General features: G+C 71.0%; 17 protein-coding genes. 8 read left to right on the top strand and 9 right to left on the bottom strand.

Annotation, left to right across the window (positions count from 1 at the left end; all coding sequences use genetic code 11):
- Positions 1-42: 42 nt before the first annotated feature.
- A complete protein-coding gene (locus PCA76_RS16505; RefSeq protein WP_272611318.1) occupies positions 43-627 on the bottom strand; it encodes a TetR/AcrR family transcriptional regulator in 585 nt (194 codons plus the stop codon).
- A gap of 66 nt (positions 628-693) precedes the next feature.
- Positions 694-1467 (bottom strand): lysophospholipid acyltransferase family protein, encoded by a 774-nt coding sequence (locus PCA76_RS16510; protein ID WP_272611319.1) that lies wholly within the window; start codon positions 1465-1467, stop codon positions 694-696.
- Positions 1468-1641: 174 nt separating this feature from the next.
- On the opposite strand from PCA76_RS16510, the gene PCA76_RS16515 reads away from it, so the two are divergent.
- The 3 genes from PCA76_RS16515 to PCA76_RS16525 all read left to right on the top strand — a co-directional run bounded on the left by PCA76_RS16515 (position 1642) and on the right by PCA76_RS16525 (position 5421).
- A complete protein-coding gene (locus PCA76_RS16515) occupies positions 1642-3057 on the top strand; it encodes a cytochrome ubiquinol oxidase subunit I (RefSeq protein ID WP_272619431.1) in 1416 nt (471 codons plus the stop codon).
- 14 nt (positions 3058-3071) lie between these two features.
- On the top strand, positions 3072-4070 hold the full coding sequence (cydB, locus tag PCA76_RS16520) for a cytochrome d ubiquinol oxidase subunit II (protein ID WP_272611320.1): 999 nt from the start codon (positions 3072-3074) through the stop codon (positions 4068-4070).
- Between the two features lie 157 nt (positions 4071-4227).
- On the top strand, positions 4228-5421 hold the full coding sequence (locus PCA76_RS16525; RefSeq protein WP_272611321.1) for a GNAT family N-acetyltransferase: 1194 nt from the start codon (positions 4228-4230) through the stop codon (positions 5419-5421).
- Positions 5422-5463: 42 nt separating this feature from the next.
- Here PCA76_RS16525 and PCA76_RS16530 read toward each other — a convergent pair whose 3' ends face one another.
- Positions 5464-5910 (bottom strand): hypothetical protein, encoded by a 447-nt coding sequence (locus tag PCA76_RS16530; RefSeq protein ID WP_272611322.1) that lies wholly within the window; start codon positions 5908-5910, stop codon positions 5464-5466.
- A 96-nt stretch (positions 5911-6006) separates the two neighbouring features.
- Here PCA76_RS16530 and PCA76_RS16535 point away from each other — a divergent pair, with 96 nt between their 5' ends.
- The gene (locus tag PCA76_RS16535) at positions 6007-6459 is read left to right on the top strand and encodes a MarR family winged helix-turn-helix transcriptional regulator (RefSeq protein ID WP_272611323.1); all 453 of its coding nucleotides are present in this window, start codon (positions 6007-6009) and stop codon (positions 6457-6459) included.
- A gap of 6 nt (positions 6460-6465) precedes the next feature.
- On the opposite strand, the gene PCA76_RS16540 is transcribed toward PCA76_RS16535, so the two are convergent.
- The 3 genes from PCA76_RS16540 to PCA76_RS16550 all read right to left on the bottom strand — a co-directional run bounded on the left by PCA76_RS16540 (position 6466) and on the right by PCA76_RS16550 (position 8576).
- Positions 6466-7152, bottom strand: a complete 687-nt coding sequence (locus PCA76_RS16540) for a hypothetical protein (protein WP_272611325.1) — start codon at positions 7150-7152, stop codon at positions 6466-6468.
- 83 nt (positions 7153-7235) lie between these two features.
- A complete protein-coding gene (locus PCA76_RS16545) occupies positions 7236-7697 on the bottom strand; it encodes a peroxiredoxin (RefSeq protein WP_272611326.1) in 462 nt (153 codons plus the stop codon).
- Between the two features lie 45 nt (positions 7698-7742).
- Positions 7743-8576 (bottom strand): patatin-like phospholipase family protein, encoded by an 834-nt coding sequence (locus PCA76_RS16550; protein WP_272611327.1) that lies wholly within the window; start codon positions 8574-8576, stop codon positions 7743-7745.
- 90 nt (positions 8577-8666) lie between these two features.
- Here PCA76_RS16550 and PCA76_RS16555 point away from each other — a divergent pair, with 90 nt between their 5' ends.
- Positions 8667-9395, top strand: coding sequence for an SDR family NAD(P)-dependent oxidoreductase (locus tag PCA76_RS16555; protein WP_272611328.1), 729 nt, complete (start codon positions 8667-8669; stop codon positions 9393-9395).
- A gap of 46 nt (positions 9396-9441) precedes the next feature.
- Here the strand turns inward: PCA76_RS16555 and PCA76_RS16560 are convergent, their stop codons facing one another.
- The 3 genes from PCA76_RS16560 to zwf form a co-directional block, all read right to left on the bottom strand.
- A complete protein-coding gene (locus PCA76_RS16560; RefSeq protein WP_272611329.1) occupies positions 9442-9567 on the bottom strand; it encodes an MFS transporter small subunit in 126 nt (41 codons plus the stop codon).
- The gene (locus PCA76_RS16565; RefSeq protein WP_272611330.1) at positions 9564-10976 is read right to left on the bottom strand and encodes an OFA family MFS transporter; all 1413 of its coding nucleotides are present in this window, start codon (positions 10974-10976) and stop codon (positions 9564-9566) included. The genes PCA76_RS16560 and PCA76_RS16565 overlap by 4 nt, the downstream gene beginning before the upstream one ends.
- Before the next feature lie 157 nt (positions 10977-11133).
- Positions 11134-12513, bottom strand: coding sequence for a glucose-6-phosphate dehydrogenase (gene zwf / locus PCA76_RS16570; RefSeq protein ID WP_272611331.1), 1380 nt, complete (start codon positions 12511-12513; stop codon positions 11134-11136).
- Between the two features lie 849 nt (positions 12514-13362).
- On the opposite strand from zwf, the gene PCA76_RS16575 reads away from it, so the two are divergent.
- From PCA76_RS16575 to PCA76_RS16585, 3 genes are all read left to right on the top strand, one after another.
- On the top strand, positions 13363-14178 hold the full coding sequence (locus PCA76_RS16575) for an NAD-dependent epimerase/dehydratase family protein (RefSeq protein ID WP_272611332.1): 816 nt from the start codon (positions 13363-13365) through the stop codon (positions 14176-14178).
- Between the two features lie 279 nt (positions 14179-14457).
- Positions 14458-15246, top strand: coding sequence for a hypothetical protein (locus tag PCA76_RS16580; RefSeq protein ID WP_442930128.1), 789 nt, complete (start codon positions 14458-14460; stop codon positions 15244-15246).
- A gap of 2 nt (positions 15247-15248) precedes the next feature.
- Positions 15249-16439: an FAD-dependent oxidoreductase gene (locus PCA76_RS16585; RefSeq protein ID WP_272611335.1), complete on the top strand. Its 1191-nt coding sequence runs from the start codon at positions 15249-15251 to the stop codon at positions 16437-16439.
- Positions 16440-16470 lie beyond the last annotated feature (31 nt).

Raw genomic sequence — 16470 nt, forward strand, 5'->3', positions numbered from 1 at the left:
TCGCGGGTGACCTCCCGGCGACATTCGTCGACCGGCGGTGGGTCAGCCCGCGGGGCGGTGGATCAGTTGGAGGCTGCGGCGGATCCGGTCGCGAAAATCGTCCCTGGTGGCCGAGGTCGACTTCCAGGTCAGTGCGGCGGAGAAGAGGAGGTCCATCACGTCGTCCGCGGTCAACTCAGCGTCGAGCAGGCCGGGTGGGGCGAAATCGGCGATATAGGCGCTCAGTGTCGCCCGGGCCCGCTCCTGGTAGTCGTGGAACATCGAGCCCAGCCGGGGCTCGCTGTTCTCCAGGAGTTCGTTGAGGTCGCGGGCCACCTGGGTGTCGATGTACGGGCCCATCAGCGCATCCAGCCCCGCCACGATGCGCTCGTCGAAGCTCAGCGACTGGTCGACGAGGCGCGCCTCCATGGCTCGCTGGGCGCGCTCCAGGACGCCCTGCATGGTGGCGCGGTACAACTGCTCCTTGTTGGGGAACATCAGGTACAGGCCCGGTCGGGAGATGCCGGCCGCCTTGGCGACCGCCTCGACCGACGTCTTCTGGAAGCCGAAGCGCCCGAACACCCCGACCGCCGCCGTGAGGACGGCGGTGCGCTTCGGGTCCTGGGTATCCATCTCCACAGTGCTCACACTGGACAGAGTAGACGATCTTACAACGGTCGTTTAATCTGTCGGTCGAGGGTGTGGCGACGACGATCAGCCCGAGTTGCGGCGGTGGGCGCGGCTGAGGTCCGTCGGGCGACCGGGGTCGACGTGCCGGGGCAGGTCGGGTTCGTCGGGGCGCAACGGGGCGAGGGTGTCGGTGAGCGCGTCGATGATCCGGCCGGTGGCCCGGCGGGCGGCGCCGGGGTTGCCGGCCGCCGTCTCGCCCAGGTCGACGGGCGCGCCGAAGTGCACCCGGATCACCGGACGGCGCCACAGCGAGCGGGCGATGCCCCGCAGCATTCCCCGGGGCGCCTGGTAGGGCAGCACCTCGTGGGAGCCCCACTGGGCGACCGGGATGACCGGGGCGCCGCAGGCCAGGGCGAGTCGGGCCGCGCCGGTCTTGCCGCGTTCGGGCCACATGCCGGGGTCCAGGCCGATGCGTCCCTCCGGGTAGATGAGGATCACCGACCCACGGGCGACGGCGGTGGCGGCGTCGTCGAGGGCCCGATGCACGGCGCTGGTGCCCCGGTCGACACGGATGTGCCCGGCGTGGCGCATGGCGGCACCGAGCACCGGGGCCCGGAAGAGTCCGGCGGTCGCCATGATCCGCGGGGCGATGCCGCGGGTCTGGCAGGCGGCGGCCAGCACCAACGGGTCGAACGGGCTGATGTGGTTGGCGGCCAGCACCAGCGGGCCGCGGCGCAGGTGCGCCGGCACGTCGCCGGTGACTTCGAGGCGGGCGAGCAGGCCGACCAGCGCCCGGGCCAGCAGTTGAGCGGCGCGCCAGATCAGCGGCGGCTGCCAGGTGGAGTGCACGGTGTCCATCAGCGCGACATCGTCGCACGCGACGGCGTGCTCGCGAGGGCGGGTCGGCCGGTTGCCCGGGTGATCAGGGTCATTGGTCCCGGGTCGGTTCGGGCCGCCCGGCCCTGCCCATTCCTCTACGACGAGCAGTAGTATTTACTACGTCTCGTAGTACGGATGGCTGGGGGTTTTCTGGTGGATGCGTTGGACGTTGCCCGCTGGCAGTTCGGTGTCACCACCGTCTACCACTTTCTCTTCGTTCCGCTGACCATCGGCCTGTCCGTGCTGGTGGCCATCCTGCAGACGTTGTGGCACCGCACCGGCAACGAGAAATACCTCAAGCTCACCAAGTTCTACGGCAAGCTGTTCCTGATCAACTTCGCCATGGGCGTGGTCACCGGCATCGTGCAGGAGTTCCAGTTCGGCATGAACTGGAGCGACTACTCCCGCTTCGTCGGTGACATCTTCGGCGCCCCCCTCGCCATCGAGGCGCTGGTCGCGTTCTTCCTCGAATCCACCTTCATCGGCCTGTGGATCTTCGGCTGGGACCGGCTGCCCAAGCGGGCGCACCTGGCCAGCATCTGGGCCGCCGCGATCGGCACCAACCTCAGCGCGTACTTCATCCTCGCGGCGAACTCGTTCATGCAGAACCCGGTCGGCTTCCGGATCAACCCGGACAGCGGGCGTGCCGAGCTGACCGACTTCCCGGCCGTGTTGACCAACAAGGTCGCCCTGATCACCTTCCCGCACACACTGGCCGGGTCGTTCCTGGTCGCCGGGGCGCTGGTCGTCGCCGTCGGCCTGTGGCACGTGATCCGCAACCGCGACTCCGCCGACACCGGCGCCTACCGCTTCGCCACGAAGTTCGGCTCCTGGGTGGTCCTGGTCGCCTCCGCCGCCGTCGTGTTCACCGGCGACATCCAAGGCAAGATCATGACGGACGTGCAGCCGATGAAGATGGCCGCCGCCGAGGGTCTCTACACCACCGAGAGCCCCGCCTCCTTCTCCGTACTCACCATCGGCAGCCTCGACGGCAGTCGCGAGGTGTTCGCCCTCAAGATCCCGTACCTGCTGTCGTACCTGGGCACCGGCGACCCGAACGGCACCGTGCACGGCATCAACGACCTGCAGGCCCAGTACGCCAGCCAGTACGGCGCGGGCAGCTACACCCCGATCATCCCGGTCACCTACTGGAGCTTCCGCTTCATGATCGCCTTCGGGTTGGCCGCCGCCGCGATTGCCCTGCTGGTGCTCTGGAGCCAGCGCAAGGGTCGCACCCCGAGCAGCAAGTGGCTGCTGCGCGCCGGGCTGGCCATGCCGGTGCTGCCGTTGCTGGCCAACTCGTTCGGCTGGATCTTCACCGAGATGGGCCGCCAGCCGTGGATCGTCTTCGGCGAGATGCTCACCCGCAACGGCGTGTCCCGCAGCGTCTCGCTGACCGAGGTGCTCACCTCGTTCACCGCCTTCACGCTGATCTACGCCGTCCTCGCCGTGATCGAGGTGAAGCTGCTGCTGCGCTACGCCAAGGCCGGTGTGCCGGACGTCAGCGAAGAGCACCCCATCGACGACACCCACGACGACGCCGAGCGTCCGCTCGCCTTCGCCTACTGATCCCGGAGCCCATCGTGGAACTGACCACCATCTGGTTTCTCCTCGTCGCCGTGCTGTTCACCGGGTACTTCATCCTGGAGGGCTTCGACTTCGGCGTCGGCATGCTGCTGCCCGTGCTCGGCCGCGACGACCGGGAACGCCGCGTCCTGATCAACACCATCGGCCCGGTCTGGGACGGCAACGAGGTGTGGCTGATCACCGCCGGCGGGGCCATGTTCGCCGCCTTCCCCGAGTGGTACGCCACCCTCTTCTCCGGCTTCTACCTGCCGCTGCTGCTGATCCTGCTGGCCCTGATCGCCCGGGGGGTGGCCTTCGAATACCGGCACAAGCGCCCCGAGGCGTCCTGGAAGCGCCGCTGGGACGCCGCCATCGTGGTGGGCTCGCTGCTGCCGGCGATCCTGTGGGGCGTCGCCTTCGCCAACATCCTGCGCGGTGTGCCGTTGGACGCCGAGCACGAGTACGTCGGCGGCCTGCTCAACCTGCTCAACCCGTACGCCCTGCTGGGCGGCGCGACCACCCTCGCGCTGTTCCTCACCCACGGCGCGGTGTTCCTCGCCCTGAAGACCACCGGTGACATCCGCGTCCGTGCGGGCGCCCTCGCGGTGCGCCTGGGTGTCGGCGCCGCCGTGCTCGCGGTCGGGTTCCTCACCTGGACGTTGAGCATCCGCTCCAGCCCGGCCGCCGTCGTGCTCGCCGTCGGCGCGGCCCTCGCCCTGCTCGGTGGTCTCGCCGCCGCCAAGGTACGCCGGGAGGGCTGGGCGTTCACCGGCACCGCCGTGGCGATCGGCCTGGCCGTGGCGACCCTGTTCGCGGCGCTGTTCCCGAACGTGATGCCCTCCACCCTGGACGCCGCCGGCACGTTGACCACCACCAACGCGGCCTCCACCCCCTACACCCTGAAGATCATGACCTGGGTGGCGGTGATCTTCACCCCGATCGTGCTGGCCTACCAGGGCTGGACGTACTGGGTGTTCCGCAAGCGCATCGGCGTGGCCAACATCCCGCAGCACTGAGCGACGGTCGTCACCGCCACCGCCACCGCCACCGCGCCGATCTTGCAGTTTCGGTCGCCGAAATGCATGTAATGCCTCTTATGGTGAGGCAGGAGGTGCAAGATCGGCGCGGTGTAAATCGGCGGTCGGCGCGGGGCGGTGCGGCTACGGTGTGCCGATGCCCGCCACCGCGCACGTTCGCGAACTCACCGCCGACGACCTCGACGCCGCCTGGGAGCTGGGCCGGTTCGCGTTCGGCTCCGACCCGCAGCGCCCCGCGAACGCGTCCGCCGTGGTGCCCGGCCTGACCCGTTACGGCGCGTTCGACGACGCCGGTCGGCTCGTCGGCAAGGCCGTCGACCTGCATCACGACCAGTGGTGGTCCGGGCGGGCGGTGCCGGCCGCCGACGTGGCCGGGGTGGCGGTCGCCCCCGAGGCCCGTGGCCGGGGCGTGGCCCGTGCCATGCTCACCGCCCTGCTGGCCGGCGCCCGCGACCGTGGGGCAGCGATCAGCGCGCTCTACCCGACCGTCGCGGCCCCCTACCGGGCCTGCGGTTGGGAGGCCGCCGGTGTGCTGCGGACCGTCGATCTGGCCACCGCCTCGCTGCCCCGGCACCGGCCCGCCTCGCATCTGGCCGTCCGTGCCGGCACCCCAGCCGATCTGTCCGCCGTCGCCGACCTGTACGAGCGGGTCACCCGACACCGAAACGGGATGCTGACCCGCCGGGGCGAGCTGTTCGACTTCTTCGCCGCCGATGGCGGCCTGCCCGGCGACGGGCTCACCCTCGTCGAGGACGACGGCAACCTGGTCGGCTACGCCACCTGGCAGCGGGGTCGCGGCTACGGTGCCGACTCCGTGCTCACCGTCGACGAGGCCCTGGCCGTCACCGCTGAGGCCGCCCGGGAACTCGTGGGGGTGCTCGGCAGTTGGGCCAGCGTCGCACCGACCCTGCGGCTGTGCCCCCTCGACGGCGACGCCGTCAGCCCTCACCTGCCATTGGAGTCGGCCCGCGACCACGAGCGGGACCTGTGGATGCACCGACCGGTCGACGTCGCCCGCGCGGTGAGCGCGCGGGGTTGGCCGGCCCACGCCCGGGGCGCCGTCGACTTCGCCCTCGCCGACCCGCTCGCCGAGTGGAACACCGGCACCTGGCGGTTGAGCGTCGCCGACGGCGCCGCCGAGCTGACCCGGATCAGCGGTGAGGCGGACCTGCGGCTGGACGTACGCGGCTTCGCCCTGCTCTACGCCGGAGCCGCGCACGCCCGCTCGGTCGCGCAGGCCGGGCTGCTGCACCACGGCGCCGGTGTCGACCCGGCCGCTCTCGACCTGCTGGTCGCCGGCGGGCCGGCGCAGCTGCTCGACTACTTCTGACCGGTCGGGCCTCGCGGTAACGCTGTCGAGGGTGGTGTCCGGTCAGGCTGGGATCGCCGCCAGCTCAGCGTTCGCGCGCTGGGTGATCAGGGTGAGCACCCGGGCGGCGGCGCTCGCCTGCTCGGTCGGGATGTCCCCGTACAGCCGGGCGGTGATGTCCGTGACGGCGGCGGAGACGCGGCGCTGGGTGGCGTGACCGGCGTCGGTGAGCCGTACCTGCGGCTCGGGAGCGCGGTCGTCGACGTGCGCGAGGTCGGTATCGACGAGGTGGGCGAGCACGTCGCGCACCGCCTGCTCGTCGACCTTGAGGGTGCTGGTGATCCGGTGGACGAGCCGGGCCCGGTCGACGGCGCCGTCGGCGAGGACGTTGAGCGCGAGCACCTGCCCGAAGCTGAGCCCGAGCGGGGCGACGGCACGTTCGAGCAGTGCCCGGGTGGCGTAGTGGGCCTGGCCGATGACCTGGCCGTTGAGGGCGGGGACGGTGGACATGACGCCTCCTTCGAAACGTTGGCCACGCCAACGTTGGAGCCGCCAACGTAACACCTGATCGTGGGTCGCGCCAACGATTACTGGTAGGCTGCGCCCATGGATCACGCGGCCCCGCAGTCACCCGCCGGGCTCAGCACCACCCCGAGCTGGCTGCTCAACCAGACCGCCAGCCACGCCGCCCGCCTGCTCAGCGAGGGCTTCGCCGCACACGACCTGCGCGGCTACCACTACCGGCTGCTCGCCTCGCTGGCCGAGGACGGCCCCGCCAGCCAGGCCGACCTCGGGCGACGCTGCGGCATCGACCGCAGCGACGTCGTGGCGGCCGTCAACGACCTGGCCGGTCGGGGACTCGTCGTACGCGCCCCCGACCCGGCCGATCGCCGCCGCAACATCATCAGCAGCACCGACGCCGGCACCGCCGAGGCACGCCGGATGGGCGACACCGTCGACCGCGTCCAACGCGATCTGCTCGCCCCACTGTCCAATACCGAGCGCGCGCAGCTGACGCGACTGCTCACCCGGCTGCTGGAGCACCACAGCCGGCACTGACCCGCCTCAGCGGGCCTCGCGCAGCTCCGCCAGCCGGGCCTCGATCTCGGCCAGCTCCGCGCGCAGCTTGTCCGCCTGCTGCTCCGCCTCGGCCCGCTCGGTGCCGAGAATGTGCTCCACCGCCTCCTGAACGCCCGGCACGTCGACCAGGGCCACCATCTTCAACGCCTCGGCCGGCTTCACCACGTACGGCTTCGCGAGCGCCTTGGTGCCCTGCTGCGCGGCAACGGTCCACTCACCGTCGGCGTACGCCAGGGTCACCGTGAGGCCCGCCGGCCCCTTCGGCTTGACGGCCTTGACCGCCCGCCGCGCCGGCGGCTTCTCCGTCTGCTCCACCTTCGGCTCCTCCTGACGCTGCACGGGCACCCGCGGCGTGTCCAACACGAACTCCGGTGCCGCCACCGCCGGCGACTCCTGCGGCTCCGGCTCCGGTTTCGGCTCCACCACCCGGCGAGTCACGCCCTTGGGCGCCACGGCCAGATCGGCGGGGGAGAACGGCAACTCGTCGCGGCCGAAGCGCACCACCACGAACTCGTCGGACACCTCAGGGTCGGTCAGCTCGATCACCTGACCGACCTGACCGGCGATCTGCCCCGCCGCCGCAGTGAACACCACCCGTGGCTTACGCCCGGCCGCCAACGCCTCCCGGATGCTCTGCACCTCGCTAGTGGACAAACCCTGGCCGGCATCCATCACAACCCTCTTCCGTACACCTGTTTGATTGCTGTCTTGATACCAGCCGGCTGCGACACCCGCCGCACGGGGCTCGCGCCCGCTCAGCCGCCCAACGCCCGCAGCGCCCGGTCCGCGTGGTCGTTCATGCTGACCTCGCTGTGGATCACCTCGATGATTCGCCGGTCCGCACCGATCACGAACGTCATCCGCTTCATGCTCAACGGCCCCAACGGAAGCCGCCGCTTGACCCCGAACTGCTGCGCCACCGTCCCGTCCTCATCCGACAGCAGCGGATAGTCGAAGCCGTGCAGCTTGGAGAACTCCGCCTGCTTCGCCACCGGGTCCCGGCTGATGCCCACCCGCGACGCGCCCAGCGCCGTGAACTCCGCCGCGAGGTCCCGGAAGTGGCAGCTCTCCGCCGTGCACCCCCGGGTCATCGCCGCCGGGTAGAAGAACAGCACCACCGGCCCGGCCGCCAGGAACTCCGACAGCCGCCGTGGCGTGCCCGTCTCATCCGGCAGCTCGAAATCCTGCACCACATCGCCGACACCCACACCCGTCACCGCGCACCTCCGTTGTCCGATCGAACGCGCGGTGAGCGTAAGCGATCAGGCCCAGAGCGCCGCCACCTCGTCCACCACCACCGCGGCCTGTGCCCGTCCGGCCCGCGCCGCGCCCGCCCGCCGCGCCGGGTCCAGCACGTTGCGGCCGATCGCCGAACGCGCCGCCGCGTCCGGCGTCACCACTGCCACCCGCGACCCGGCGACCCGCAACTCGGCCACCTGTGCGGACAACCGTGGCATCGGCCCGAACGCCGCCGACGTCGGCGCGATCACCAGCACCCGTCGCGCGCCCGCCGCCAGATCGGCGTTCACGGACGAGCGCATCCCACCGTCGACGTAGCGGCGCGCGCCGACCGTCACCGGCGGCCACACCCCGGGCACGGCGCAACTCGCGCCCACCGCGTCGACCAGAGACACCCCGCTGTCGCGGTCGAACACCACGAACTCACCGGAGGACGCGTCCACCGCCGTGATCAGCAACCGCCGCGCCGGCCACTCCCGGGCCGGGAGGCGAGCCTCGATCACCGCGCGTCGCGACGCCTCCGACGGGGTACGCGCCGCCACCGCCATCGCCCCGATCCGGGCTCGTGAGCGCACCGCGTCACGGGTACGGCCACCGGCCCACACCAGCCGCGCCAGCGCCGCGAAGCCCAACCGTGCCGCCACCTCGCTCGACGGTGGCGCCAGCTGCTCCTCGTAGAACTGCTCCAGGGGCAACCCGGAACACACCTGCGCGCCGACCACCGAGCCCGCCGACGTACCCACCACCAGATCCGCGCCGGTGACGGGCACGCCCCGCTCGACCAGCCCCGCCAGCAGCCCCAGCTCCCAGGCCACCCCGGTCACCCCGCCACCACCGAGCACCAACGCCCGCTGCATGTGACTCTCCTCTCGACGACCGACCCGCGCCGGTCACGGTAGCGTCGGCGCGGCTGCTCCGCATCCATCGACAACCCGGGGGAGGACACCGTGGCACCCGTCACCGTCATCACCGGCGGCGGCCGCGGCATCGGCGCGGCCACCGCCCGCCGCCTGGCCGGGGCCGGTCATCACATCGCCCTGTGCTACCGCCGCGACGACGCCGCCGCCAGCGCCGTCCTGGCCGACCTGCGCGCCGTCGGCGCGCAGGCCATCGCGGTACGCGCCGACACCACCGACCCCGACCAGGTCACCGAGCTGTTCGACGCCGCCGCGCAGCTCGGCCCGCTCACCGGCCTGGTCAACAACGCCGGCGTCACCAGCCCCATCGGGCCCTTCACCGAACTGCGTGTCGACGACCTGCGCCGGGTCGTCGACGTCAACCTCATCGGGTACGTCCTCTGCGCCCAGCAGGCCGCCCGCCGACTGACCGACGGCGGCGCCATCGTCAACGTCTCGTCGGCGGCCGCGACCCTCGGCAGCCCGGGGGAGTACGTGCACTACGCGGCGGTGAAGGCCGCCACCGACACCCTCACCGTGGGCCTCGCCAAGGAGCTCGCCCCGAAGGGCATCCGGGTCAACGCCGTCGCACCCGGAATCGTACGCACCGACATCCACGCCGACTCCGGCGTACCCGATCGCCCCGACTCCGCGGCCGGTCGCATCCCGCTGGGCCGTGCCGGCGAACCCGACGAGATCGCCGCCGCCATCGCCTGGCTGCTCAGCCCGGACGCCTCGTACGCCACCGGGACGGTGCTGCGCGTCTCCGGCGGCCTGTGACGGGGGTGCCGCGCCGCGGTGCGGTGCGGCACCCCCGCACGGCACCTCAGTGGGTGAACAGCTTCGCCGCCGTGATCAGCGTCTGCACCACCCCGTAGCCGAGCAGCGCCGCCACCACCAACCAGGAGATCCACAACCGGGTCTGCTGCCCGCGTCGGCTGTCGTCGCTCATCGCGTACCACTCCTCTGCGCCGTCTTGTCCTCGTCCACGTCCCGATCTGCCGACGGTTCGTGGTAGCGCTGCGGTACCGGCCGCACCAACAGGTTCGCCACGAAGCCCACGGCCAGCACGCCCACCATGGTGAACAGCGCCGGCCGGTACGCCGCCGCCGTCAACGTGCCCGGTTTGCCCTGCGCGTCGAGGAACCCGTTGACGATCAGCGGGCCCGCGATCCCGGCCGCCGACCAGGCGGTCAGCAGCCGGCCGTGGATCGCGCCGACCTGGAAGGTGCCGAACAGGTCCCGCAGGTACGCCGGCACGGTGGCGAACCCGCCGCCGTAGAACGACAGGATCACGCAGGCCAACAGCACGAACAGCGCCGTCGCGGTCTGCCCGACGAGGGCCAGCAGCGCGTAGAGCACCATGCCGACACCCAGATACACCATGTAGATCGGCTTGCGGCCGATGACGTCCGACGTGGACGACCACGCGAACCTGCCGGCCATGTTGAACAGCGACAGCAGTCCCACGAACCCGCCGGCCGCCGCGACGGTCACCGCTGAGGTGCCGTTGTCGCGGAAGAAGTCCTGGATCATCGGGCTGGCCTGCTCCAGGATGCCGATGCCGGCCGTCACGTTGCAGAACAGCACCACCCACAGCAGCCAGAACGAACGGGTCTTCACCGCGTTCGCGGCCGACACGTTCGCCATGGTGACCAGCGGCTTCGCCGCCACACTCGCGGGGTCGAAGCCAGCCGGCCGCCAGCCCTCCGCCGGCACCCGCACGTTCGCCACCCCGAACATCATGATCACGAAGTAGCCCAGGCCGAGCGTCACGAACAGCCACACCAGCGCGCTGCCCGACGCCGTCGAGCCCGCGTTCGACGGGTCGTAACCGGGGTCGTAGAACGACAACAGTTGCCGGGACAGCGGAGAGGCGACCATCGCCCCACCACCGAACCCCATGATCGCCAACCCGGTGGCCAGACCCGGCCGGTCCGGGAACCACTTGATCAGGGTGGAGACGGGGGAGATGTACCCGATTCCCAGACCGATGCCGCCGAGCAACCCGTACCCCAGGTACAGCAGCCACAGTTGCTTCGTGGCGATGCCCAGCGAGCCCACCAGGAAGCCCACCGCCCAGAAGCAGGCGGACACGAACATCGCCTTACGCGGCCCGTTCGCCTCCACCCAGGTCCCGGCGACCGCGGCGGACAACCCGAGCATCACGATCGCGATGCTGAAGATCACCCCGATCGCGGTCTGACTGGTGTCGAAGTGGGCGATCAGCGAGTTCTTGTAGACGCTGGTCGCGTAGACCTGGCCGATGCAGAGGTGGATGGCCAACGCCGCGGGGGGTATGAGCCAACGGCTGTAACCGGGTGGCGCGACGGTGTGCCGACGATCGAGTGCGGAAAGCATGCGCTGCTTCCTCTCCGAAGCGGACGAGAAACGTCCCGCACAACGTGCCCACACCACGCGGAAGCGGCAAACCTCACCGTCGCCGGACGGTCGCTCCGCTGAGCTGAGCGGTCAGTCAGCGTCCATCGCGACGCACCGACGCGCGGCGTGATCGCCGCTACCGCAGGTCCGGGATGTGCCAGCCGCCCGCCAACGCGTCCGCGTCCGCCGGGCCCCAGGTGCCCTTGTCGTACGGCTGCACCTCGGCCGCCAGATCCAGGATCGGCTCGACGATGCGCCACTCCTGCTCGATCGTCTCCGCGCGAGCGAACCTCAGATGCTGCCCGTCCATCGCGTCGTCGAGCAGCCGCTCGTACGCCTCCTGACGCCGGCCGAACGCCGCGCCGAAGTCGACCGACAGGTCCACCGGACGGCTGGTCACCTCGGCGCCCGGGCTCTTCGCCTGGATCGACATCGTGATGCCGTCACCGCGACCGAGCCGGAACCGCAGCAGGTTCGCGGGCGCCATGGCACCACCCTCGGCCGGGATGAGCGAACGCTGTGGCTGCTTGAACTCGACCACCACCTCCGTCGCCGTCCCCGGCAGGGACTTGCCGGTCCGCAGGTGGAACGGCACACCCGACCAGCGGGGGGAGTCGACCGTCAGACGGGTGGCCACGAACGTCTCCGTGTTCGAGTCCGCAGCGACGCCCGGCTCGTCGCGGTAGCCGGCGTACTGCCCCCGCACCGTCGACTGCGGCGACAGCGGTTCGATCTGCCGCAGCACCGCCGCCTCCGCCTCGCGGAACGCGTCCGTGTCGTCGGCGGCCGGCGCCTCCATGGCGATCAGCGCGACGACCTGCAGGATGTGGTTCTGCAGCACATCCCGGGTGGCGCCCACCCTGTCGTAGAAGCCGGCGCGGCCCTGCGTGCCGAAGCCCTCAGCGAGGGTGACCTGCACGTTGTCGATGTGCTGGTTGTTCCACAGCGGTTCGAACAACCGGTTGGCGAACCGGAAGGCGTAGAGGCCCTCGACGGCCTCCTTGCCCAGGTAGTGGTCAATGCGGAAAACACGCTGCGGGTCGAACGCCGCGCGCAGCGTACGGTCCAACTCCCGGGCGGAGGTCAGGTCACGCCCGAACGGCTTCTCCACGATCACCCGGCCCCGGTCGGCGAGACCGACCGCCGCCAGGCCCTCGACGACGGCACCGAACACCGCCGGCGGGATCGCCAGGTAGAAGATCGGCCGCTCGGCGCCCCGCAGGCGCTCGGCGAGCCGTTGGTACGTGGTGGGGTCCGCGTAGTCGCCGGAGATCATCGACAGGTTGCGCGCGAGGGCGTCGAACGCCTCGTCGTCGACCTCGTCATTGGCCTCGGTGACCGATTTGCGGGCCGTGGTGACCAGTTGCTGATCATCCCAGGGGGAGCGGGCCACGCCGATCACCGGGACGTCGAGGCGACCGCGGCGGCTCAACTCGTACAGCGCCGGGAACAGCTTCTTCGAGACGAGATCTCCCGTGACGCCGAACAGCACCACCGCGTCGGAGCGCATGTGCATGGCACTTCCATTCGATCATGAGAACCTGATCTTCCGAACGGACAACCACCCGACCCGCCCCGAGAATTCCCTGTCCACGTCCCACGTGAGCTCCGCGACAGAAGCGCCGCCCTACGGCGTACCCCTGGGATGTTGCTGCGGGCACCGGCCGCGACGGCCGGTGCCCGCATCGACGGTCAGCGACCGCAGGTGGTGTCCAGAGCCTTCAGGGTCGGGTCCAGATCCGGAGCCTCCACCTCGGTCGCCAGATTCTCCAACCCGCGCCCCGCCCTGCCCGCCCCGCCCTGCCGCCCCGAGCCCTGCCCCGCTCTGCCGCCCCGCGCCCTGCCCCCGCCCCGCTCTGCCGCCCCGCGCCCTGCCCCGCCGATCTAGGGCAAATCGTCGTTGGATGATCTTTGATCACAACGATTTGCCCTAGATCGACGAAGGCTGGCGGGCGGCAGGGCGCGGGGCGGCAGGGCGGCGGGCGGGCGCCGTACGCAGCTGCGGATCCACCGCCGTTGGCGCCTCCGTTGCGGACGTCCTGCGCGAGCGCCGTGTAGTGACCTCGCACCTTCTCGCCCTGCTCCTTGGCGCTGACCGGCTTGTCGATCGCGGCAATGGCGTCGTCCGCCATGGCGACGAAGTGCTTCTTGACCACGTCGAGGGTGATATCGCAGACCTGCTTGCTGTTCGCCGCGACATCGACCGTGGGACTCGGCGCGGCGGCCGCCGACGGCGCGGTGCTCCCCGCGTCCTCCTTCGGCGAAGGGTCGCAGCCAACAGCGAGACCAGCGACCGCGACCAGGGTCAGGATGGTACGGACAGGCTTACCCATCATCTGTCGGTAGTGGAAGGGAGACTGCCGTCATGACTCCATCCCTCGGCACCGTTGTCGTCACGGGCGCCGCCGGCCGCATCGGCACCATCGTCCGACAACGCCTGCGCGACGAGGTCCGCCATCTCGTGCTCGTCGATCGCGAGCCACTGGAGGTGCAATCGCCGGCAGAACGAGTCATCCGCCTGGATCTGACCGACCTCGACGCCGTGGTCGCGGCGTTCGATGGCGCCGACGTGGTGGTCCACCTCGCCGGCGTGCCGGACGAGGCGCCGCTCGCGGAGCTGTTGGACGCCAACGTGCTGGGCACGTTCCACGTGCTCGAGGCCGCCCGCCGGCAGCAGGTCGACCGGGTCGTCCTCGCCAGCAGCAACCGGGTCACCGGCTTCCATCCCGTCGGAAGGATCGTCCACCCCGATGACCCGGTACGACCGGACGGACTCTACGGAGTCAGCAAGGTGGCAATCGAGGCTCTCGCCCGCCTGTATGCGGACAAGTTCGCCCTGTCCGTGGTGTGCCTGCGCATTGGTAGCTTCGAGGACAGGCCGCACGAAGCTCGATATCTCGCCACCTGGCTCAGCCCGCGCGACTGCGTGGGTTTCATCCGGGCGGCCATCACCGCGCCCAGCGTGTCCTTCGTGACCGCCTACGCCGTGTCGGCCAACACCCGCCGGTTCTGGGACCTGGACGCGGCCATCCAACTCGGCTACACGCCGGTCGACAACGCCGAAGACCACGCCGCCCACGTCGCGGGCGCCGAGGACGACATCGACTCCGACGCCCCCCAGGGTGGCGCATACGCCAGTGCCGACTACTCCCTCCCGCACATCCACCCCCGTTTCCAGTGAGGCCTGCTGGCCGGCGCGCACACCTCGACACCGCACTGGGCCACCGCACCTGCGCCGTCGTCACCACGGTCGGTGGCGGGAAAGGGAGAACGGGACGGGCGGCCCAGACGAACGCTTCGCGCAACAGACCGAACGCTGCCGCGCGTCGACCGCGTCCGACGGTCCTGGTCAGGCGCGTCAACCGCGGACGGCAGGTGGGTTGACCGACCCCAACACAGCCCCTATCGTTCCCGTAAGTAGAACGGCGTACGGCTCAGTCGAACGATTTGGCGGTAAGTAGTGGTCGAGGCAGCTCTGGGCATCATCGTTCCACCGGCCAACCCTACGGTTGAGCCCGAGCTTCGCCGTCTGCTGCCGCCACGGCTCCGCTACCACGTCGCCCGGCTGCCGGTCGTGAACGGTGCACTCGCGCAGCGGCTGGATCGGTACGCCGAGTTGCTGCCGGACACCGCCGCCACCCTGCACGGCCTGGACGTGCGAGCCACCTACGTCGCCTGCACCGGCTGCTACTACCGACCGGGGCCGGCCGACGCGCACCGCACCGACGGGGCTGCGACCGAGCGGCTCGGTACGCCGGTGTTCGGCGCGGCGAGCGCGGTGCGGCAGGTGCTCGACCGCCTCGCAGTGCGGTCACTGACCCTGATCTCGCCGTACCCGGACTGGCTCACCGAGCAGGCGGCGGCATTTTGGCGGGCGACCGGCCGCAGTGTCGGCACGCCCGTGCGAGTGCCCGGCACGGGCGCCATCTACGACCTGACCTTAAGCACCGTGCGCGACACCGTGCGGCAGACGCTGCGGGCGCCGGCCGACGGGTTCCCACCCGGGCACGCGGTGCTGCTGACCGGCACAGGCGCGCCCAGCCTCGACGTCCTCGACGAGGTCCTGCCGGAGGCGCCGGTGCCGGTGCTCTCGTCGAACCTGGCGGGCGCCTGGCAGCTGTTGGAGATCGCCGGTGCAACCCACCTGGCGAGCGAGTCGCACAGCCCGGCGCTACGGCACCTGGCCACGGCCCTCGCTCAGCCCCCCTTGACCGGAGTCGTCGGCCGTGTCGCCGGCGGGAAGGAGTGAACGTGGCGCCACCCGTGGAAGCACCGGTCGTCGTCCTCGGCGGCGGACCGGTGGGCATGGTGACAGCCCTCGCCCTGGCCCGACGCGACATTCCGGTGATCGTTCTCGAACGCGGCCACGACGAGGTGCAGTCGGAATGGCGGGGCTCGACCGTTCACCCGCCGACGACCGAGCTGCTCGACGAGCTCGACCTGGCCGCCCCGCTGCTCAAGGAAGCGGTCCGGGTGCAGCGGCTGGACTACCGCGACCTTGAGCTGACCGAGTCCGCCTGCTTCTCCTACGACGTTCTCGAGGGCGAGACCCGGTATCCCTTCCGGCTGCAGTACGAGCAGTACAAGCTGGTCCGCCTGCTGCGCCGCGCGGTCAGCGAGGCGCCGAACGTCGACATGCGGTTCGGACACGACGTGGTCGGGTTGCGGCAGGACGACACGCGCGTCGACTTGGACGTCGCGGTCGGCGACGCCCGAACCACGGTGACCGGCCGGTGGGTGGTGGCCGCCGACGGCGCACACAGCACCGCCCGCAAACTGCTCGACGTCCCGTTCCCCGGCTTCACGTACCCGTCCCTGAGCCTGGTGGTGGCCACACCGTTCCGCTTCGAGGACGCGGTGCCCGATCTCGGCGCGGTCGGATACTGGTCCGGCCCGAAGGGCCGCTTCTCGCTGATCAGGACACCGGACATCTGGCGCGCGGCGCTGTCGACGGCGACCGGAGTCGACGACGAACCGCCTCCGGGAACCCACCCGGCGTTCCTGGCCGCCGTCGCGCTTCTGCTGGGCGGTCGGCCCGACGCCCGCGAGCTGCCGCTGAGCCAGCACCAGCTGTACCGCAGCCATCAGCGGCTCGCGGCCTCCTTCCGGCTCGGGCGGGTGCTGCTGGCCGGCGACGCCGCCCACCTGAGCAGCACCACCGGCGGCATGGGCCTGAACTCGGGCATCCACGACGCGGTGGCGGTCGCCACCGCGCTGGCCGAGCCCAACCAGGACACGGCGACCACCGAGTACGCGCAGCGTCGCCGATCCATCGCCGAACGTTTCGTCCAGCCGACGACGACCGAGAATCGCACCTCGGCGGACGGGGTTGAACTGGTCGGGCGCCGCGAACGGCTGGTCCGCCTTCGGGCACTCGCCGAGAACCCCGACGATGCCCGAACGTACCTTCGGCGTGTCAGTATGCTCGGGATCCAGCACTAGACGCCGGGCGTCCACACAGCAAGGTCGGACC

The organism is Micromonospora sp. LH3U1, from assembly GCF_028475105.1.
Classification (GTDB): domain Bacteria; phylum Actinomycetota; class Actinomycetes; order Mycobacteriales; family Micromonosporaceae; genus Micromonospora.